The following is an 18,459-nucleotide window of genomic DNA, read 5'->3' on the forward strand; positions in this document are numbered from 1 at the left end:
GATGAGTGAAGACGGCAAGATCGACTACGCCGAGGTGATGCGGCGGCTGCCGCACCGCTATCCCTTCCTGCTGGTGGACAAGGCCGAGGAGTTTGTTCCCGCGACTTCCATCGTGGGGATCAAGAACGTCACCCACAACGAGCCCTTCTTCCCCGGCCATTTCCCGATCGATCCGGTCATGCCGGGCGTGCTGATCGTTGAAGCCATGGCGCAGACCGGCGCCTTGCTGATGTCCAAGACCCTGGACGTCGCCGTGGCGGACAAGGTCATCATGTTCATGTCGATCGACGGCGTGCGTTTCCGCAAGCCGGCGCGGCCCGGCGATCAGCTGCGCATGCAGGTCAAGGTGATCAAGGCGCGCGGCGACGCCTACAAGTTCCGCGGCGAAACCTTCATCGACGGCAAGCTGGCGGCCGAGGCCGAGTTCATGGCCATGGTGGTGACGGTGCCCACGCCGGCGACGGAGCCCGCCGCCTGATGGCCATCCACCCCACCGCCCTGATCGACGCCACGGCGACCCTGGCCGAAGGGGTCGAGGTCGGCCCCTGGTGCACGGTCGGACCGAATGTCTCCCTGGCCGAGGGCGTGCGCCTGGTCAGCCATGTAGTGGTCCAGCAGGACACGACGGTCGGGGCTGGAACCGTGATCCATCCCTTCGCCGTCATCGGCGGCGATCCGCAGCACAACGGCTACAAGGGCGAGCCGGTGCGGCTGGAGATCGGCGAGAACAATCTGATCCGCGAGCACTGCACCTTCAACCGGGGCACGCCCCAGGGAACGGGCGTGACCGTCGTCGGCTCCAACAATCTGTTCATGACCGGCGCCCATATCGGCCATGACTGCGTGGTCGGCAGCAACCTGGTCATGGCCAACAACGCCACCCTGGGCGGTCACGCCCAGGTCGGCGACAAGGTCTTCCTGGGTGGACTGTGCGCCGTCCACCAGAACGGGCGCGTGGGGCAGGGAGCGATCATCGGCGGTCTGGCCGCCGTGACCCGCGACGTCATCCCCTATGGCTCGGCCTGGGGCAATCACGCGCGACTGCGCGGGCTGAACCTGATCGGTCTTAAGCGCAAGGGTTACGGCAAATCCCAGATACGAAGATTGCTGGCCGCCTATCGCGACCTGTTCGAGGGCGAGGGCGAGTTCGCCGGTCGCATCGACGGCGTGGCCCAGGCCTACGCCGACCTGCCGGAGATCCTGGAGATCATCGCCTTCATCCGTGATGGCGGGCGGCGTCCGCTGTGTCTGCCGAACGCGGAATGAGCCGCTCGGGAAGGCTGGGGCTGATCGCCGGGGGCGGCGATCTGCCGGCGGCGGTGGCGGCCCGGTGCGAGGTCGAGGGACGGCCGGTCTTCATCATCCGTCTGGCGGGCTTCGCCGATCCGCATCTGAGCCGCTGGCCCGGCGCCGAGTTCGGCATGGCCCAGATCGGGGCGATATTGAAGGCTCTGAAGGCTGAAGGCTGCACCAGCGTCTGTCTTGCCGGCATCGTCAATCGACCCGATTTCAAGACCTTGAAGCCCGATCTGAAGGGCGCGTCTCTGCTGCCGGGCATCGTCGCGGCGGCGACCAAGGGCGATGACGCCCTGCTGAGGAAGATTCTGTCCATCTTCGAGGCCGAAGGATTTACGGTTGAAGGCGCTGACGACATCCTGGGCGGCGAGACCCTGGCAGGCGGAGCGCTGGGGGCGGTCGTCCCGACCTCGCAGCAGATGGACGATCTGAGAAAGGCGCTTCACGTCGCCGAAAAGTCCGGCGAACTGGATATCGGCCAGGGTGCGGTCGTCTGTGACGGCCTGGTCCTGGCGGTCGAGGCGCAGGAAGGCACCGACGCCATGTTGCGCCGCGTGGCGGCCCTGCCCGCCGATCTCCGCGGCGCTCCGGCCTCGCCCAGGGGCGCGTTGGCCAAGGCGCCCAAGCCGATCCAGGACCTGCGCGTGGACATGCCGGTGATCGGACCGCGCACGGTGGAGCTGGCGGCGGCGGCAGGGCTCGCGGGGATCGCCGGCGTCGCCGGGCGGTTGATCCTGATCGACCGGTCCGCGATCGTGGCGGCGGCGGATCGGTTGGGCCTGTTCGTCTGGGGTGAAACGCGATGAGCCGTCCGTTGAAGATCATGCTGGTGGCGGCCGAGGCGTCGGGCGACGCCTTGGGCGCCGGCCTGGCGCGGGCCTTGAGAGCGCGGCTGGGTCAGGGGGTCAGCTTCGTCGGCATCGGCGGCCCGCGCATGGCGGCCGAGGGCGTCGTCAGCCCCTTCGACATCGCCGAACTGTCGATTTTGGGCTGGATCGAGGGCCTGCGGGCCTATCGGACGGTGCGCCGTCGCGTGGCGGAGACGGCCGCCCTGGCGGCGCGTGAACAGCCGGATGCGGTGGTTCTGATCGACAGCTGGGGCTTCACCATTCGGGTCGCAGAGGCGATTCGCGCCGCCCGGCCGGACGTGCCCTTGATCAAATACGTCGGACCCCAGGTTTGGGCGTCTCGTCCTGGCCGGGCCAGGACCCTGGCGCGGGCCGTGGATCATCTGCTGGCCCTCTACAGCTTCGACGCGCCCTGGTTCGAGCGTGAAGGTCTGCCGACGACGGTGGTCGGCTCGTCCGCCCTGCACGTCGACATGGGCGGGGCCGACGGCGCCGCCTTTCGCGCCCGGCGGGGCGTCACGCCTGACGCCAAGCTGCTGCTGATCCTGCCGGGCAGCCGACCGGCCGAAATCGCGCGGATGACTCCGGTCTATGAGGCGACCGTCAAGCGGTTGAAGACCCAGGATCCAGGCCTGGAAGTCGCGGTGGTCGCGGCGGGGACGGTGTCAAAGGACGTGGTCGGGCGGGTATCCGCCTGGCCTTTCCGCGTCCATGTCGTCGATGAGGCCGAAAAGTACGACGCCATGCGGGCGGCGACGGCGGCCCTGGCGACCAGCGGCACCGTCTCGACCGAACTGGCCCTGGCGGGGGCGCCGATGGTGATCGCCTACAAGATCGGAGGGGTAAGCTATCAGCTGATGAAGCGGCTGGTGACGGCCGAACACATCACCCTGTTCAACATCGCCGCCGGCGAACGGATCGCCCCGGAGTTCATCCAGGGCGAGGCGTCTGCGGAAAACCTGGCGGCGGCCGTCGGGCGGCTGTTGAACGATCCCCAGGCTGCGGCCGAGCAGGCGAGGCGTCAGACGGCGGCGCTGGACCTGATGGGGCGGGGCGGGCCGGATCCTTCGACCCTGGCCGCCGAGGCCGTGTTGCGGGTCATCGAGGCCAAGGCGGCTGGATAGGCGGCTCCATCCCTGTCTCAGACAAAGAAAAACGCCGGGGCCTGCGCCCCGGCGTTCTGCATTTCAGGCCTGTGGCGCTTGATCAGCCGCGCTGTTCGATCGGCACGTAATCGCGCTGCGTCGGGCCGGTGTACAGCTGACGCGGGCGGCCGATCTTCTGCGACGGATCGGCCATCATTTCCTGCCACTGGGCGATCCAGCCCACAGTGCGGGCCAGGGCGAACAGGACGGTGAACATGGTGGTGGGGAAGCCCATGGCCGACAGGGTGATGCCCGAATAGAAGTCGACGTTCGGGAAAAGCTTGCGCGAGGTGAAATATTCGTCGTTCAGGGCGACCTTTTCCAGCTCCTTGGCGACCTGGAACAGGGGGTCGTTTTCGCGGCCGGTGGCGGCCAGAACCTCATAGGCCGACTGCTGCATGACCTTGGCGCGCGGGTCATAGTTCTTATAGACCCGGTGGCCGAAGCCCATCAGCTTGTATTTGCGGTCCTTCACGCCCTGGATGAACTCGGGGATCTTGTCGGGGGTGCCGATCTCCTTGAGCATGTTCAGCGCCTCTTCATTGGCGCCGCCGTGCGACGGGCCCCACAGGCAGGCGATGCCGGCGGCGATACAGGCGAAGGGGTTGGCGCCCGACGAACCGGCCAGACGCACCGTCGAGGTCGAGGCGTTCTGCTCGTGGTCGGCGTGCAGGGTGAAGATGCGGTCCATGGCGCGCACCAGGGCCGGATCGACGTGATAGTCCTCGGCCGGCACGGCGAAGCACATCCGCAGGAAGTTTTCGGCGTAGGACAGGTCGTTGCGCGGCGAGATGAAGGGCTGGCCGACATGATATTTGTAGGCGCGGGCCGCGATCGTCGGCATCTTGGCGATCAAACGGATGGCCGAGATATCGCGCTGGACCGGATCATGGATGTCCAGGCTGTCGTGATAGAAGGCCGACAGGGCGCCGACCGTGCCGACCATGATCGCCATCGGGTGGGCGTCGCGGCGGAAGCCCTCGAAGAAGCGGTCGAACTGGGCGTGCAGCATCGTGTGCATGGTGATGCTGTTTTCGAACTTTTCGTACTGAGCCGCCGTCGGCAGTTCGCCGTGCAGCAGCAGGTGGCAGACCTCGATGAAGTTCGACTGGGCCGCCAGCTGGTCGATCGGATAGCCCCGGTGCAGCAGGACGCCGGCGTCGCCGTCGATATAGGTCAGGCCTGACTCGCAGGAGGCGGTCGAGGTGAAGCCCGGATCGAAGGTGAAAGCGCCCGTTCCGCCGTAGAGCTTGCGGATGTCGATAACGTCCGGACCGGTCGAACCCGACAGAACGGGCAGATCGACGCTCTTGCCCTCGAAGGAGAGCGTGGCGGTTTTGGCTTGGTCAGTCATCAATGCCCCTTTGCATTTGGACGTCCGATCGCGGGGAGGCGCCGGGCGCTCTTAGGTTTGTGGTTGATCACTTAGTCTGTTGCAGCGCATCATCCAAGCGTCCGAGACTTTCGTCGCGCCCAAGAGCGGACAAAGTTCGTGCAATATCAGGTGATGTTGACCCTGCGGTAAGCGCTGCGCGCATCGGCGGGCCGATCTTGCCGAAGCCGACCTGTTCGGATTCGGCGAAGCTCTTCAACTCGGCTTCCAGGGCGAAGACGTCCCAGGACTGGAATAGGGCCAGCCGATCGCGCAGGCGCGCCAGGCGGTCCAGGGTTTCGCCGGACAGCAGGGCGCGGCCCTTGTCGTCAATGTCCAGGGGACGTGTCTTGAGCACGAATTCCGTCTGGTCGGCCAACTCCAGTACGGTCTTGGCGCGGTCCTTCACAAACGGCATGGCGCGCTGGAGCCGGGCCTCGTCGGCCTCGGCCAGGCTGCGGCCGCGGGCGAGGTGGACGTCCAGCGTCAGCTTGGCCAGGCGTTCGTCGTCGGCGAGCCGCAGCCAGTGCGAATTGACATGGGCCAGCTTGTCGAAGTCCAGCCGCGCCGGAGCCTTGCCGATGCCGGCCAGATCAAACCATTCGATCGCCTGGGCGTCGCTGAACAGTTCGTCGTCGCCGTGACCCCAGCCGAGGCGCGCCAGATAGTTGCGCATGGCCTCGGGCAGATAGCCCATTTCGGCGTATTCGTGGACGGCCTGGGCGCCGTGGCGCTTCGACAGCTTGGCGCCGTCCGGCCCGTGGATCAGCGGGATATGGGCGAAGGTCGGTCGGGTCCAGCCGAGGGCGTCATAGATCAGGCTCTGGCGGGCGGCGTTGTTCAGATGGTCGTCGCCGCGGATGACGTGGGTCACCCCCATGTCGTGGTCATCGACAACGACCGCGAGATTATAGGTCGGCGCCCCGTCGGAGCGCAGCAGGACCAGATCGTCGAGGTCGTCGGTCGACCAGCTGACCGAACCCTGGACCTCGTCCGCGACGACGACCGTGGCGGACTGAGGACGGCGGAAGCGAACGACGTGCGGCTGGGCCAGGTCGTCGACGGTCGGGGTGCGGTCGCGCCAGGGCGATTCAAAGGTGCGACGCTCGGCCTTGGCGGCGTCGCGCAGACGTCCGGTTTCCTCGGCCGTGGTGAAATCGCGATAGGCGTGGCCGGTCTCCAGCAGTTGATCCACCACTTCGCGATGGCGGTCGGCGCGGCTGAACTGGAACACCGGCTCTTCGTCGGCGAACAGCTCCAGCCAGCTCAGGCCGTCGAAGATGGCCTGGACGGCCTCCTCGGTCGAACGTTCCCGATCGGTGTCCTCGACCCGGATCAGGAAGCGTCCCGCGTGTCTCTTGGCGTACAGCCAGTTGAACAAGGCGGTTCTCGCCCCGCCGATATGCAGATAGCCTGTCGGCGAGGGGGCGAAGCGGGTGACGACAGTCGAAGAAGGCAAGGTCATGGGGGAAGGGTCCGTAAGCGAGGCCCTTATACGCCCCGAGGCGACAAAGCCTACCCCCGGCGCGCGTTTGCGGGCCTGGCTGGCCGACGAGATCAAGGCGCAGGCGCTGAGATGGCGGCTTTGGGCGCCGGTGGCCTTCGGCGGCGGCGCCGCCTGCTATTTCGCCTTGAGGACAGAGCCGAGCCTTTGGCCCCTGGCGTTTGGGGCGGCGGCGGCTGTCGCGGCCTGGCTTGCGGCGCGGCGGCGCGGCTGGGGGCGGCGTCTAACCTGGCCGCTGATGATTCTGGCCTGTCTCGCCTGCGGCCTGGCTGCGGCGAAGTTTCGTACCGAACTCGTGGCCGCCCCGATCGCGCCGGCCCTGGTGGAGGGCGTGGTGATCGAGGCCTGGGTCGTCGATGTCGACAGCCCTGGCGAGAATGGCGCGCGGATTGTGGTGGCCCCGGTCTGGATCCGAGGCCTGAGCCCGGAGGAGACGCCGGTTCGGCTGCGGGCCACGGTGCGGGGCGAACCGCCGAGGCCGGGGGAGGCGATCCGCCTGTTCGCCATTCTCAATCCGCCCCCTCCGCCCGCCAGCCCCGGGGCCTATGATTTCGGTCGCAACGCCTTTTTCGAGGGCCTGGGAGGCGTGGCCTTCGCTCTGGGTGAGACAAGGCGGATCGATCTGCCGCCGGCGCCGTGGCGGCTGCGACTGGCCATGGCGGTGAACGGCGTGCGCTACGCCCTGGCGGAGCGGATCGTGGCGCGGCTGGGGGAGCGGACCGGCGGGATCGCGGCGGCTATGACCACCAGCCATGAGACCTGGATCAACCAGGCCGACATGGATGTGATGCGGGAATCCGGCCTGGCGCACATTCTGTCGGTCTCGGGCCTGCATATGGCCATCGTCGGCGGATTTGTCTTTTTCGCCGTGCGGTTGGGCGTGGCGGCCTGGCCCTGGCTGGCCTTGCGCGTTCCCGGCAAGAAGGTCGCCGCCGCGGCGGGCCTGACGGCTGTGGGGGTTTATCTGGTGATTTCCGGCGCCCCGCCGCCGGCGGAGCGGGCGGCCATTACCGCCTCCATCGCCTTTGCGGCCATCTTGCTGGACCGGCAGGCCGTGACCATGCACGGGCTGGCCGTGGCCGCCTTCGCCGTCCTGGCGATCCAGCCCGAGGCCATCGTGACGCCGGGGTTCCAGATGTCGTTCGCGGCGACGGCGGCCCTGGTGGCCCTGGTCGAAATCTGGCCCAAGCGGACCCGAGAGATCTCCGCGCCCTGGCCCATTGTGGCGGTCCAGAGGTTCGGCGGTTGGCTGACGGCGGCGGTGGCGGCCAGCGTCGTGGCGGGACTGGCGACGGGACCCTTCGCCATGCAGCATTTCAACCGGACGGCCATGTACGGGCTGCTGGCCAATCTGGCGACGGCGCCGGTGGCGGACTTCGTCCTTATGCCCGCCCTCGCGTTGGGCGCGGCCTTGGAGCCCGTGGGCCTGGGCGGCCCGTTCCTGGCGGTGGCGGGGTGGGGCGTCGATCTGACGCTGGCGATCGGCGGCTGGACGGCCGGCTTGCCGGGCGCGGTGCGGACGGTGGCCAGCGCGCCGGACCCTGTGCTGCCCGTGGCCTTTCTTGGCGTGCTGTTCGTCTGCCTCTGGCAGGGGCGGCTGCGGTGGCTGGGCCTGCCTCTTGCGGCGGCGGTGCTGGTCTGTCCGCGCGCGCCGACGCCGGATGTCTGGATCGGCGACGGCGGGACAAACGCGGCCTTTCGTCGCCAGAAGGAGGCGATCGTCGTCCGGCCCGGCGTGCGTGAGTTTGCGACGGACCTGTGGTCCCGGCGGCGCGGTCTGGCCTTGGCGGGCCGACCCGAGGCCGGCTGGGCCTGCGACCGCGCTTCATGCCGTCCCGAACTCACTGGGGCGGGGCCGGTCGCCCTGTGGTGGGGCAGGCGGACGCCGGACATGGAGCAGATGGACGCCCTGTGCCTTGCGGCCCCGGTCGTCAGCGTGCGGGCGGTGGTTCACGCCCTGCCGCCCTCATGTGACGGGCGGCTGGTTCTGGACGGGGCGGACTTTGCGCGCGGCGGGGCGGTGGAGCTGTGGCGTAGCGGCGCGGGCGGCTGGCGGGCCGTGTGGACGGCCGATGTCCGGGGCGACCGGCCGTGGGCGCGCCGGCCGAATCCAGCTGTCAGTGATAGCGGCGCATGAGGCCGACCAGCTTGCCCTGGACCTCGACCTGGTCGGGACCGAAGATGCGGGTCTCATAGGCGCGGTTGGCGGGCTCCAGGGCGATGGAGCCGCCCTTGCGGCGCAGGCGTTTCAGCGTGGCCTCTTCGCCCTCGACCAGGGCCACGACGATCTCGCCGTTGTTGGCGGTGTCGCCGCGCCGGATGACCACCAGGTCGCCGTTCAGAATGCCGGCCTCGATCATGGAGTCGCCCTCGATCTCGAGGATGTAGTGATCGCCCTTGCCCAGCATGGATTCCGGCACCGGCAGCCGCTCCTGCTCGTGCTGGATGGCCGCGATGGGGGTGCCGGCGGCGATCTTGCCCAGGAGCGGCAGTTCGCGGGTGTCATTGGCGGCTGAGGCTGCAGCGACGGGACGCGCGCCGCCGCCTTCGATGACGTCGGGCTTGAACCCGGCCCGGCCGCGCGGGGCGCCGGCTGTAGCCTGTTCAGGCAGTTTGGTCACTTCCAGGGCGCGGGCGCGATGGGCGAGGCGGCGGATGAAGCCGCGCTCCTCCAGCGCCGTGATCAGCCGGTGGATGCCCGACTTGGACGCCAGGTCCAGCGCCTCCTTCATCTCGTCGAACGAGGGGGAGACGCCGGTCTCCTGAATCCGTTCGTGGATGAACATCAGCAGTTCGTGCTGTTTGCGCGTGAGCATCGCCGGCCCCTCATGCGCCCGACCGACGAATCGGAACGGGCCGTGAACATTGACGATGTTCTGTAAGTGTTCCTTCCTAATGTCAACTTAACGGCGTCGCTTCACCACGCTCATCACGTTGGATCATAGGGTCAGCAGCGCCCGCGTCGCGGCCTCGACGTCGGCCTGACGCATCAGGCTCTCGCCGACCAGAATGGCCTGGGCGTGGGCGGCGGAGACGCGCGCAACGTCGTCCGGGGTGAAGATGCCGCTCTCGGCGACCAGAAGGGCGCGCACGGGGCTGAGGATCGCCAGGCGTTCCGTCGTTTCCAGATCGACCTCGAACGTCCGCAGCGACCGGTTGTTGATCCCTACCAGATCGCCGCCGAGGGCGCAGGCGCGCGCCATTTCCGCCTCGTCGTGGGTTTCGATCAGGGCGTCCATGCCGAAGCGCTCGGCCTCGGCCAGCAGTTCGGCGGCCAGCCGATCGTCGATCATGGCCAGGATGATCAGGATACAGTCGGCGCCCAGAGCCCGGCTTTCGGCCACCTGCCAGGGGTCGACCAGGAAGTCCTTGCGCAGGCAGGGCAGGGCGGTCGCCGCACGGGCTTGGCCCAGATAGGCGTCGTCGCCCTGGAAGCTGGGGCCGTCGGTCAGGACCGAGAGGCAGGACGCGCCGCCGGCCTCATAGGCCCGGGCGAGGGCCGGGGGATCGAAGTCGGGACGGATCAGACCCTTGGACGGGCTGGCCTTTTTGATCTCGGCGATCAAGGCGGGGCGGCCGGTTTCCTCGACGGTCCTGTCCAGAGCGGCGCGGAAGCCGCGCGGGGCCGAGGCGGCCTGGGCCAGAGTCTCGATCGCGTCCTGAGAGGTCGCGGCCTTGCGGGCGGCGACGTCCTGGCGCTTGTAGGCGGCGATACGGTCCAGAACGTCGGTCATGGGGCGTCCTCCGTCTCCAGCGGGGTCGAGGTGATGCGGGCCAGCCGCTCCAGGGCCTGGGCGGCCCGGCCGTCGTCGACGGCGGCTGCGGCCAGGGCGGCGCCTTCGGCGAGATCCGTCGCCCGATCCGCGACCACGAGGGCGGCGGCGGCGTTCAGCAAGACGATGTCGCGATAGGGGCCCGTCTGGCCCGCCAGCAGGGCGCGCAGGGCGGCGGCGTTCTCCTCGGCGTCGCCGCCGCGAATGGCGTCGATGGAGGCGCGGGGCAGGCCGGCGTCCTCGGGCGTGACCTGGAAGCGGCGGACGGCGCCGTCTTTCCATTCCGCCACTTCGGTCGGGCCGGATGTCGCCAGTTCGTCCAGACCTTGGCCATGGACGGTCCAGGCGCGGGTCGCGCCCAGCCGGCCCAGCACCTCGACCAGAGGCTCCAGCAGGCGGGGGTCATAGACGCCCATGACCTGGCGTCTGGCCTGGGCCGGGTTGGACAGGGGGCCCAACAAATTGAAGACAGTGCGGAAACCGATCTCGGCCCGGACGGGGCCGACATGGCGCATGGCGCCGTGATAGGCGGGGGCGAACAGGAAGCAGATGCCGGCCTCGTCCAGCGCCTTGCGCTGCTGGGCCGGGCTGGCGGCCATGTTGACACCCAGGATCGACAGGACGTCGGACGAGCCGGATTTCGAGGACATGGCCCGGTTGCCGTGCTTGGCGACCTTCAGGCCGGCGCCGGCCAGGACCAGGGCGGCGGCGGTGGAGATGTTGTAGGTGTGCTGGCCGTCGCCGCCGGTGCCGCAGGTGTCGATCACCTCATAGGGATGATCCAAGGTCAGGGCGGCCTCGCGCATGGCTTGGGCGAAGGCGGCGATCTCGTCCACCGTCTCCCCGCGAATCCGAAGGGCGGTGACGGCGGCGGCGACCTGGGACGGGGTCGGTTCGCCGCGCAGGCAGGCGGCGAAGAAGTCGTGCGCCTGTTCGGACGTCAGGGGGTGGCCCTCGACCAGTCGGGCGAGGATCGGCTTGAAACCATCGGCCATGGTCAGGCGGCCATGATCAGGCGGCCGCGAGGCGCTTCACGCCGGCGATCTGAAGGAAGTTGGCCAGCATGTCGTGGCCATGTTCTGTAGCGATGGATTCCGGGTGGAACTGAACGCCATGGATCGGGCGGCTGCGGTGCTGGAGCCCCATGATTTCGCCGTCGGCGGTCCAGGCGGTCACCTCGAGACAGTCGGGCAGGGTTTCGCGCTTCACGGCCAGGGAATGATAGCGGGTGGCGGTGAAGGGCGAGGGCAGGCCGGCGAAGACGCTCTTGCCGTCGTGATGGATCGGCGAGGTCTTGCCGTGCATCAGGGTCTTGGCGCGGATCACGTCGCCGCCGAAGGCCTGGCCTATGGCCTGGTGGCCCAGGCAGACGCCCAGGATGGGCATGGAGGCCGGTGCGCTTTCGATCAGCGGCAGGCAGATGCCTGCCTGATCCGGCGCGCAGGGGCCGGGAGACAGCAGGACGGCGGCGGGGTTCAGCGCCCAGGCCTCGGCCGCCGTCAGGTCATCGTTGCGCACCACATGGGTCGGCGCGCCCAACTCCGCGAGGTAGTGGACGAGGTTGTAGGTAAAGCTGTCGTAGTTATCGACGACGAGGATCATGATCAGGCTTCTAGGCGTGACAGGCGTCCGCGCCAAGCATATGCGTCGCTAAAGCGCATCTTAACGGTCATGGGGGCAGGTGGAGGGGTGAAACTCGCCGCCGAACAAGACATCGCCGACAAGATCGCCGCCGCAAAGGCGAAGCTGGTCGTTGTCGAACCCAAACCGATCAGCCCCTATGCGGCGCTAGGCGCCGCCGCCCTGGCCGCTGCGGCCGCCGTGGTCATGGCCGGGGTGGTGGTGCTGGGGCCCGGCGTCCGATTCGACGAACGCCCGGCGACCTACGCGCCCTAGCGGTTGCCGGTGCGGAACCGCCAGGCGTCGTCAGCGGCCCGCATGGGGGCGCGGGCCTTGTGCCGGGTTTCAGCGTATTCGGCCGCAGGATCGCTGTCGGCGACCACGCCGGCGCCGGCCTGGACGAAGATCCGGTCATCAGCGAACAGGGCGGTGCGCAGGGTGATGCAGATGTCCGCCTCGCCGCCCGCCGAAATATAGCCGACGCCGCCGCCGTAGCCGACGCCGCGCTTTTCGGCTTCCAGCTCGTCGATGATCTCCATCGCCCGGACCTTGGGCGCGCCTGACAGGGTGCCGGCGGGAAGGGCCGCCAGCAGGGTGTCGACGGCGTCCAGTTTCGGATCGGCCTTGCCGCGTACATTGGAGACGATGTGCATGACCTGGCTGTAGCGTTCGACGACGAAGCTTTCGGTCACCTCGACCGTGCCCGGCGCGGCGACGCGGCCGACGTCGTTGCGGCCCAGGTCCAGCAGCATCAGATGTTCGGCCCGCTCCTTGGGATCGGCCAGTAGTTCGGCCTCCAGAGCCTTGTCCGCCTCGGGCGTGGCGCCGCGCATCCGGGTTCCGGCCAGTGGTCGGATGGTGACCTGGCCGTCCTTGAGCCGGACCAGGATCTCCGGACTGGACCCGGCCAGCTGGAAGCCTTCGAAGTTCAGATAGAAGAGATAGGGCGACGGGTTCTGGCGACGCAGGGAGCGGTAGAAGGCGAACGAATCTTCGGTCCAGGGCGCCGAGAAACGGTGGCTGAGCACGACCTGAAAGATGTCGCCGGCGGCGATATAGTCCTTGGCCCGGGCCACCATCTGGCCGAAACCGGCCTCGTCCACGGGCGAGGCGAAGGTCGGGGCGGGCGTGGGCTGCGGCGCGGCGCGCACCGGCAAGGGCTCGCGCAGGCCCGTCTCGAAAGCGTCCAGCCTGGCGACGGCGGCGTCGAAGGCTTGCCGCGCGTCGCCGCCCGTGTCGGGATAGGCGGCGGAGACCAGGATGATCTCCTGGCCGACGGAATCGAAGATCGCCACCAGCGACGGTCGGGTCAGGACCGCATCGGGCAGGTTCAGCGGGTCGGGATTGGGTTCGCCCAGCGGCTCGAGCAGGCGCACCATGTCATAGCCGAAGACGCCGAACAGGCCGGCCGCCATCGGCGGCAGACCGTCGGGCAGGTCGAACTTGGAGGCGGCGATCAGGGCGCGCAGCGACTGAAGCGTGGGCAGGGGCTCGGGAATGAAGCGGCCTTCGGCGACGGCTGGACCGCGCGCCAGTTCCGCCGCGTTCGACCGACAGCGCCAGACCACGTCCGGGTCCAGGGTCAGGATCGAATAGCGGCCCTTGACGGCGCCGCCCTCGACCGATTCCAGCAGGCAGGCGTAAGGCCGGTGGAGCCCCAGCTTCAGATAGGCCGAAACCGGGGTCTCCAGGTCGTCGATCACCCGACGCACGATCACCTGGGGCCGACCGGCCGAGAGGCCGGCGGCGAAGGCGTCGAAATCGGGCCCGCTGTCCGCCTGCGTCATTGCGCCGGAGCGGCGGGCGCGGTCGGTTCGGCCGACAGGCCCAGGGCCTGACGCGCCAGGCCGACGTCATGCTTGGCCTTGGAGCGTTTGGCCGCCGCCGCCATCTCGGTCTGAACCATGGCCTGGACGATCTCCTGGGTGATGCGCGGGCGGGCCTGTTCGGCGAGCGGACCGGCGACCGCCGGATTGGCGGCGTGGATGTCATCGACCCGGCCGATCAGGACGCCGCCCTGTCCCGGTTGCGAGAAGACCTGGCCCTTGGACTGGCCGAACAGACCTTGCAGCACGCCCTGACCCAGGGCCTCCTGGGTGGCCTGATCACGGACGACGCCGGTGCGGACGGTCAGGGGGGCGTTGACGGAACGGGCCACGGCGGCGATGTCCTGGCCTTGGCGCACGCGACCGGCCAGCTCCTCGGCCTTGGCGGCGAGCCGGCGCGAAATCTCACGCTGTTTCCACTGGGCGGCCAGGGGTTCGCGCACCTCGGCCAGGGTGGGCAGGGCGGAGGGACGGATGTCGTTCAGCCGAACCGCGAAATATTGGCCCTGACCGGCGTCCACCACATCGCTTTCGCCGCCCTTGGTCAGGGACCAGGCGGTTTCGAACAGCTGCGGCGGGGCGTTCAGCGGCTGGCCGTTCGGCAGTTTGCCGTCCTGGGTGAAGGGGGGCAGGTCGACGATCCGCGCCCCGGCTTCACGCGCGGCGTCGGCCAGGCTCTTGCCGGCGGTGCGGGCGGCTTCGTACTTTTCGACCTTGGCGTAGGTCTGGCCCTTGATGTCCTCGGCGCGCAGTTCCTGAATGATCTGTTCGCGCGAACCCTCGAGGCTGGCGGGCTGACCGGGCTGGACCGCCGTCAGCTTGGCGACGGCGAAGCCAACGCCCGCCTGGACCGGGTCCGACACCTGGCCGGGCTGAAGGCCGAACACGGCCGCAGCCGTGGCGGCGTCGCCGATGGCGGAGCGCGGCGTGGCGTCGAACTGGGCCGGCTGGATGCTGTTGGCGCGGCCGACGTCTGCGGGCGACTGACCGGCGCGCAGGGCGGCGGCGATCTTCTGGGCCGCGTCGCGGCTGGGCGCCGTCAGGGTGACGAAGGTGCGGGTCTCGGGCTTGCCCAGGCTGTCCTTCTTGAACTCGAACCGCTCGCGGATACGCTCTTCCGACACGGCCGGGGCGGCGCCGGGTTCCGGCGAGAACAGGACGACGGAGGCCATGCGGAACTCCGGCGCGCGCAGCCGGGCGGCGTTCTCCTGGATGAAGGCGTTCAACTGGGCGTCGGTCGGGGCGGGGATGTCGCCGGCCATGGCCGGGGTGATTTCGAACCAGCGGCCGTCGCGGCTCTCGAAGGCGGCGCCGGCCAACAGGGCCCCGTAGATCCGGGGCGCGCGGGCGCCGGCGAAGACGGCGGCGTTGAAATGCTCGGTCGCATACTGGTCGCGCAGGTCCTGTTCCAGCATTGCGGGGGTCAGGTTCTGCTGGGCCAGGGCGCTCTCATAGGCCTTCTGGTCGAACTGGCCCGTGACCGAGTTGAAGAAGGCCGGGATCTGGCGGATCTGTTTGACGATCAACTCCTTGCCGGGGCGGATGCCCGCCTTCCACGCCCAGTTGAGGAAGCCCAGCTGTTCGGTCTGGCTTTCCAGAAAGCGGACATGGATGTTTTCGGCGATCAGGTCCTCGTTCGTCACCGGACGACCGGCCTGCTGCTGAATGTTCTCGCGCACCCGTCCGAAGGCGGCCGAGAACTCGGCCTCGTTCATCGAACGGTCGCCGGCGTCGATGACGTGTTTCGGTCCCAGGTTGGCGAAGACGTCCATGCGCGCCCCCACGATCACGAAGCTGATCGCGATCAGGACGAGCAGGGCGGCGGCCCATTTGGAGCGCGAGAAGGCGCGGAAGGCGGTGATCATTCGTGGACCCGGAGACTTGCCGACGATGGCTTCGCTTCGGCGTATAGTCGGCCCGGGCGGGCCGCCGCAAGAACGGCTTGATGTCCAGATTGGGGCGACCCTCTTGGCGCGGCGGTTTTCGCCCCCTAGACAGGGGCGATGAAACAATCCGTGAAGTTGATCGTCGGCAATTGGAAGATGCACGGCCTGACGGCCGCCCTGTCCGAAGCCGAGGCGCTGAAGACCGCCCTGTCCGCCACGCCGACCGAGGCCCGCGTGGCCCTGTGCCCCCCCGCCACCCTGGTTCATCAGATGAGCGCGGTTCTGAGCGGAAGCGCGATCGAGACCGGCGGGCAGGACTGTCATGACAAGCCGTCGGGCGCCTTCACCGGCTCGATCTCGGCGGAAATGCTGGCGGATGCGGGGGCCGGGCTGGTGATCCTGGGCCATTCCGAACGCCGGGCCGCCTTTGGAGAGACCGACGCCCAGGTGGCGGACAAGGTTCAGGCCGCCGTTGCGGCGGGACTGGAGCCGATCGTCTGCGTCGGCGAAACGCTGGAACAGAGACAGGCCGGCCAGGCCGTCGCGGTCGTCAGCGCCCAGGTGGCGGGCTCTCTGCCCCACGGACTGGCGGAGCGGACGTTTGCGGTGGCGTATGAGCCGGTCTGGGCGATCGGCAGCGGCCTGACCCCGAGCCTCGAACAGATCGCCGAGGTCCATGCGGCGATCCGCAGCGCCCTGATCGACCGGCTGGGCGAGGCGGCGCGTCGGGTCCCAATCCTGTACGGCGGCTCGGTCAAGCCGGACAATGCGGCCGATATTCTGGCGACGGCGGAGGTCGGCGGGGCCCTGGTCGGGGGCGCCTCGCTGAGGGCCGAGGACTTTCTTCCGATCATCCGCGCGGCCTGAACGACGCGGCAGGGCGGTCGGGCGCGGCTATAGGTTTGCCCCTGGGCGGCATCGGTGATAGAGGCCGCCGCTTGATCGGCGCAGCTCCGCGCCCACATGAATGACGCCATGCTCCAGACCATCCTGCTCGTCGCCATCATCCTGGTCGCCGTTTCCTTGACGGGCGTCGTTCTGCTGCAACGCTCGGAAGGCGGCGCCCTGGGCATGGGCGGCGGACCTTCGGGCTTCATGACCGCGCGCGGCGCGGGCAATCTGCTGACCAAGGTGACCTGGGTTCTGGCCGCCCTGCTGTTCGGCCTGACCATCATCCTGACCGTCGTCGGCAATATGGACCGCGCCTCCACCTCGGTGATCGACGCCGACGCCGTGGGCTCCCTGGCCACGACGCCCCGGCCCCAGCAACAACAGCCCGCCCAAGCCCAGCCGCCGCCCCGCCCAACCGTCGGCCCCGTCGCTGGACGATCTGGAAGCCAGCCTGCCGTCGGCGGCGCCGGCGCAGCAGCCGGCCCCCACCCCGGCCCAGTAAGGCCCCGCCGACCCAGAGTTCCGAAAGCGCGCCGCAGGGCGCGCTTTCTTCTTTTGATCAACAGTTCGATTCGCCGAGGCCCATGCGTCGTTCGCGAATCATGGAGTAAGGTGTCCGCCCATGGCTCGCTATGTGTTCATCACCGGCGGCGTGGTTTCCTCGCTTGGAAAAGGCCTCGCTTCCGCCGCTCTCGGCGCTCTTCTGCAGGCGCGCGGCTATAAGGTCCGCCTGCGCAAGCTCGACCCCTATCTGAACGTCGATCCGGGGACGATGAGCCCCTATCAGCACGGCGAGGTCTTCGTGACCGACGACGGCGCCGAGACCGATCTGGACCTGGGCCACTATGAGCGGTTCACCGGCGTCTCGGCGGCCAAGTCCGACAACATCACCACCGGCCGGATCTATTCGACCATTCTGGAGAAGGAGCGGCGCGGCGACTATCTGGGCGCGACCGTCCAGGTCATTCCCCACGTCACCGACCAGATCAAATCCTTCTGCCTGACCCCGGCCCTGACGGATGCGGGCGAGGACGTGGACTTCGTCCTGGTCGAGATCGGCGGCACGGTCGGCGACATCGAGGGCCTGCCCTTCTTCGAAGCCATCCGCCAGCTGGGTCAGGACCTGCCGCGCGGCAAGAGCTGTTTCGTCCACCTGACCCTCTTGCCCTTCATCAAGACGGCCGGTGAGATGAAGACCAAGCCGACGCAGCATTCGGTCAAGGAGCTGCGCTCGATCGGGATCCAGCCCGACATCCTGCTGTGCCGCTGCGAACAGCCGATCCCGCCCGAAGAGAAGCGCAAGATCGGCCAGTTCTGCAACGTCCGCGAAAGCGGCGTGATCCAGGCGATGGACTCGGCCGACATCTACGCCGTGCCGCTGGACTATCACCGCGAGGGGCTGGACAAGGAAGTCCTGGCCCATTTCGGCATCGAGGACGCGCCCGAGCCCGATCTGACGCGCTGGCGGGAGATCGCGCGGCGGCGGCTGCAGCCCGACGGCGAGGTCACCATCGCCGTGGTCGGCAAATATACGGTGCTGAAGGACGCCTATAAGTCCCTGATCGAGGCCCTGCACCACGGCGGGGTTGCGAACAACGTCAAGGTCAATATCGACTGGGTCGAGGCCGACACCTTCGAAGGCGATCCGGAAGCCTGTGAGGAGCGGCTTCAGGGCGCCCACGCCGTCCTGGTGCCCGGCGGCTTCGGCGAGCGTGGGTCGGAAGGCAAGATCGAGGCGGCGCGGTTCGCCCGCGAGCGCGACATCCCCTATTTCGGCATCTGTTTCGGCATGCAGATGGCGGTGATCGAGGCGGCGCGGAACCTGGCCGGTTTTCCCAAGGCCTCCTCGACGGAGTTCGGGCCTACGACCGAGCCGGTCGTGGGTCTGATGACCGAATGGACCCAGGGCAACCAGCGCGTCCTGCGCCAGCAGGGCGGCGACCTGGGCGGCACCATGCGGCTGGGCGCCTATGAATCGACCCTGGCCGAAGGGTCTCGGATCGCCGAAATCTATGGGACCACGACCATCAGCGAACGGCACCGCCATCGCTATGAGGTCAACATCAACTATCGCGAGGCGATCGAGGCCAAGGCCGGTCTGGTCTTCGCCGGGCTGTCGCCCGACGGCGTCCTGCCCGAAACTGTGGAGCGGCCGGACCACCCCTGGTTCATCGGGGTTCAATACCATCCGGAGCTGAAGAGCCGGCCCTTCGCGCCGCATCCGCTGTTCGCCAGCTTCATTGCGGCGGCCGTGGTGCAGAGCCGGCTGGTGTGAGAACGACGCTCACGGACCTGCGA

General features: G+C 68.6%; 17 protein-coding genes. 9 read left to right on the forward strand and 8 right to left on the reverse strand.

Features of this window, described 5'->3' with window-relative positions:
- Position 1 precedes the first annotated feature (1 nt).
- Genes fabZ through lpxB form a run of 4 tightly spaced genes read left to right on the forward strand, consistent with a single transcriptional unit; the run spans position 2 to position 3,268 of the window.
- On the forward strand, positions 2 to 478 hold the full coding sequence (gene fabZ, locus JMT67_RS01855; protein WP_054765564.1) for a 3-hydroxyacyl-ACP dehydratase FabZ: 477 nt from the start codon (positions 2 to 4) through the stop codon (positions 476 to 478).
- Positions 478 to 1,266 (forward strand): acyl-ACP--UDP-N-acetylglucosamine O-acyltransferase, encoded by a 789-nt coding sequence (gene lpxA / locus JMT67_RS01860; RefSeq protein WP_191555553.1) that lies wholly within the window; start codon positions 478 to 480, stop codon positions 1,264 to 1,266. Before fabZ ends, lpxA begins: the two co-directional genes overlap by 1 nt.
- Positions 1,263 to 2,102, forward strand: coding sequence for a UDP-2,3-diacylglucosamine diphosphatase (gene lpxI, locus JMT67_RS01865; RefSeq protein ID WP_201462535.1), 840 nt, complete (start codon positions 1,263 to 1,265; stop codon positions 2,100 to 2,102). The genes lpxA and lpxI overlap by 4 nt, the downstream gene beginning before the upstream one ends.
- Positions 2,099 to 3,268, forward strand: coding sequence for a lipid-A-disaccharide synthase (lpxB, locus tag JMT67_RS01870; RefSeq protein WP_191558402.1), 1,170 nt, complete (start codon positions 2,099 to 2,101; stop codon positions 3,266 to 3,268). Before lpxI ends, lpxB begins: the two co-directional genes overlap by 4 nt.
- An 82-nt stretch (positions 3,269 to 3,350) precedes the next feature.
- Here lpxB and gltA read toward each other — a convergent pair whose 3' ends face one another.
- Both gltA and gltX read right to left on the reverse strand, forming a co-directional pair.
- Positions 3,351 to 4,643 (reverse strand): citrate synthase, encoded by a 1,293-nt coding sequence (gltA, locus tag JMT67_RS01875; protein WP_201462536.1) that lies wholly within the window; start codon positions 4,641 to 4,643, stop codon positions 3,351 to 3,353.
- Positions 4,644 to 4,710: 67 nt separating this feature from the next.
- Positions 4,711 to 6,126 (reverse strand): glutamate--tRNA ligase, encoded by a 1,416-nt coding sequence (gene gltX, locus JMT67_RS01880; protein ID WP_201462537.1) that lies wholly within the window; start codon positions 6,124 to 6,126, stop codon positions 4,711 to 4,713.
- Between gltX and JMT67_RS01885 the strand changes: the two genes are divergently transcribed.
- Complete coding sequence (locus tag JMT67_RS01885; protein WP_201463943.1) at positions 6,125 to 8,302, forward strand: ComEC/Rec2 family competence protein; 2,178 nt, start codon at positions 6,125 to 6,127, stop codon at positions 8,300 to 8,302. The genes gltX and JMT67_RS01885 overlap by 2 nt on opposite strands.
- On the opposite strand, the gene lexA is transcribed toward JMT67_RS01885, so the two are convergent.
- The 4 genes from lexA to JMT67_RS01905 all read right to left on the reverse strand — a co-directional run bounded on the left by lexA (position 8,283) and on the right by JMT67_RS01905 (position 11,540).
- Positions 8,283 to 8,981 carry a transcriptional repressor LexA gene (gene lexA / locus JMT67_RS01890; RefSeq protein WP_191555556.1) on the reverse strand — a complete coding sequence of 233 codons (699 nt, stop codon included), beginning with the start codon at positions 8,979 to 8,981 and terminating at the stop codon, positions 8,283 to 8,285. The genes JMT67_RS01885 and lexA overlap by 20 nt on opposite strands.
- A 123-nt stretch (positions 8,982 to 9,104) precedes the next feature.
- Entirely contained in the window at positions 9,105 to 9,899 is a 795-nt protein-coding gene (trpC, locus tag JMT67_RS01895; RefSeq protein ID WP_201462538.1) for an indole-3-glycerol phosphate synthase TrpC, read from the reverse strand.
- A complete protein-coding gene (gene trpD, locus JMT67_RS01900) occupies positions 9,896 to 10,933 on the reverse strand; it encodes an anthranilate phosphoribosyltransferase (protein WP_182714660.1) in 1,038 nt (345 codons plus the stop codon). The genes trpC and trpD overlap by 4 nt, the downstream gene beginning before the upstream one ends.
- 16 nt (positions 10,934 to 10,949) lie before the next feature.
- A complete protein-coding gene (locus tag JMT67_RS01905) occupies positions 10,950 to 11,540 on the reverse strand; it encodes an anthranilate synthase component II (protein WP_183215701.1) in 591 nt (196 codons plus the stop codon).
- 87 nt (positions 11,541 to 11,627) lie between these two features.
- Between JMT67_RS01905 and JMT67_RS01910 the strand changes: the two genes are divergently transcribed.
- Positions 11,628 to 11,834 carry a peptidoglycan-binding protein gene (locus tag JMT67_RS01910; protein WP_183215699.1) on the forward strand — a complete coding sequence of 69 codons (207 nt, stop codon included), beginning with the start codon at positions 11,628 to 11,630 and terminating at the stop codon, positions 11,832 to 11,834.
- On the opposite strand, the gene trpE is transcribed toward JMT67_RS01910, so the two are convergent.
- Together trpE and JMT67_RS01920 are read right to left on the reverse strand one after the other, a co-directional pair.
- Complete coding sequence (gene trpE, locus JMT67_RS01915; RefSeq protein WP_201462540.1) at positions 11,831 to 13,345, reverse strand: anthranilate synthase component I; 1,515 nt, start codon at positions 13,343 to 13,345, stop codon at positions 11,831 to 11,833. The genes JMT67_RS01910 and trpE overlap by 4 nt on opposite strands.
- Positions 13,342 to 15,249: a peptidylprolyl isomerase gene (locus tag JMT67_RS01920; protein WP_201462541.1), complete on the reverse strand. Its 1,908-nt coding sequence runs from the start codon at positions 15,247 to 15,249 to the stop codon at positions 13,342 to 13,344. Before JMT67_RS01920 ends, trpE begins: the two co-directional genes overlap by 4 nt.
- 138 nt (positions 15,250 to 15,387) lie before the next feature.
- Between JMT67_RS01920 and tpiA the strand changes: the two genes are divergently transcribed.
- The 3 genes from tpiA to JMT67_RS01935 all read left to right on the forward strand — a co-directional run bounded on the left by tpiA (position 15,388) and on the right by JMT67_RS01935 (position 18,436).
- Complete coding sequence (tpiA, locus tag JMT67_RS01925) at positions 15,388 to 16,137, forward strand: triose-phosphate isomerase (RefSeq protein ID WP_054765577.1); 750 nt, start codon at positions 15,388 to 15,390, stop codon at positions 16,135 to 16,137.
- A 108-nt stretch (positions 16,138 to 16,245) separates the two neighbouring features.
- Positions 16,246 to 16,884 (forward strand): preprotein translocase subunit SecG, encoded by a 639-nt coding sequence (gene secG, locus JMT67_RS01930; RefSeq protein WP_233455756.1) that lies wholly within the window; start codon positions 16,246 to 16,248, stop codon positions 16,882 to 16,884.
- Positions 16,784 to 18,436, forward strand: a complete 1,653-nt coding sequence (locus JMT67_RS01935; RefSeq protein ID WP_201462542.1) for a CTP synthase — start codon at positions 16,784 to 16,786, stop codon at positions 18,434 to 18,436. The genes secG and JMT67_RS01935 overlap by 101 nt, the downstream gene beginning before the upstream one ends.
- Positions 18,437 to 18,459 lie beyond the last annotated feature (23 nt).

It is taken from the genome of Brevundimonas aurantiaca (assembly GCF_904830995.1).
Taxonomy (GTDB): domain Bacteria; phylum Pseudomonadota; class Alphaproteobacteria; order Caulobacterales; family Caulobacteraceae; genus Brevundimonas; species Brevundimonas aurantiaca.

Bases quoted from the DNA above. Each gene is read 5' to 3' on its own strand.
- gltX (WP_201462537.1), bottom strand. From the start codon at position 6,126: ATGACCTTGCCTTCTTCGACTGTCGTCACCCGCTTCGCCCCCTCGCCG.
- lexA (WP_191555556.1), bottom strand. From the start codon at position 8,981: ATGCTCACGCGCAAACAGCACGAACTGCTGATGTTCATCCACGAACGG.
- JMT67_RS01885 (WP_201463943.1), top strand. From the start codon at position 6,125: ATGGGGGAAGGGTCCGTAAGCGAGGCCCTTATACGCCCCGAGGCGACA.
- secG (WP_233455756.1), top strand. From the start codon at position 16,246: ATGCTCCAGACCATCCTGCTCGTCGCCATCATCCTGGTCGCCGTTTCC.
- trpC (WP_201462538.1), bottom strand. From the start codon at position 9,899: ATGACCGACGTTCTGGACCGTATCGCCGCCTACAAGCGCCAGGACGTC.
- gltA (WP_201462536.1), bottom strand. From the start codon at position 4,643: ATGACTGACCAAGCCAAAACCGCCACGCTCTCCTTCGAGGGCAAGAGC.
- trpD (WP_182714660.1), bottom strand. From the start codon at position 10,933: ATGGCCGATGGTTTCAAGCCGATCCTCGCCCGACTGGTCGAGGGCCAC.
- JMT67_RS01920 (WP_201462541.1), bottom strand. From the start codon at position 15,249: ATGATCACCGCCTTCCGCGCCTTCTCGCGCTCCAAATGGGCCGCCGCC.
- lpxI (WP_201462535.1), top strand. From the start codon at position 1,263: ATGAGCCGCTCGGGAAGGCTGGGGCTGATCGCCGGGGGCGGCGATCTG.
- tpiA (WP_054765577.1), top strand. From the start codon at position 15,388: ATGAAACAATCCGTGAAGTTGATCGTCGGCAATTGGAAGATGCACGGC.
- fabZ (WP_054765564.1), top strand. From the start codon at position 2: ATGAGTGAAGACGGCAAGATCGACTACGCCGAGGTGATGCGGCGGCTG.
- JMT67_RS01905 (WP_183215701.1), bottom strand. From the start codon at position 11,540: ATGATCCTCGTCGTCGATAACTACGACAGCTTTACCTACAACCTCGTC.
- trpE (WP_201462540.1), bottom strand. From the start codon at position 13,345: ATGACGCAGGCGGACAGCGGGCCCGATTTCGACGCCTTCGCCGCCGGC.
- lpxB (WP_191558402.1), top strand. From the start codon at position 2,099: ATGAGCCGTCCGTTGAAGATCATGCTGGTGGCGGCCGAGGCGTCGGGC.
- lpxA (WP_191555553.1), top strand. From the start codon at position 478: ATGGCCATCCACCCCACCGCCCTGATCGACGCCACGGCGACCCTGGCC.
- JMT67_RS01935 (WP_201462542.1), top strand. From the start codon at position 16,784: ATGGCTCGCTATGTGTTCATCACCGGCGGCGTGGTTTCCTCGCTTGGA.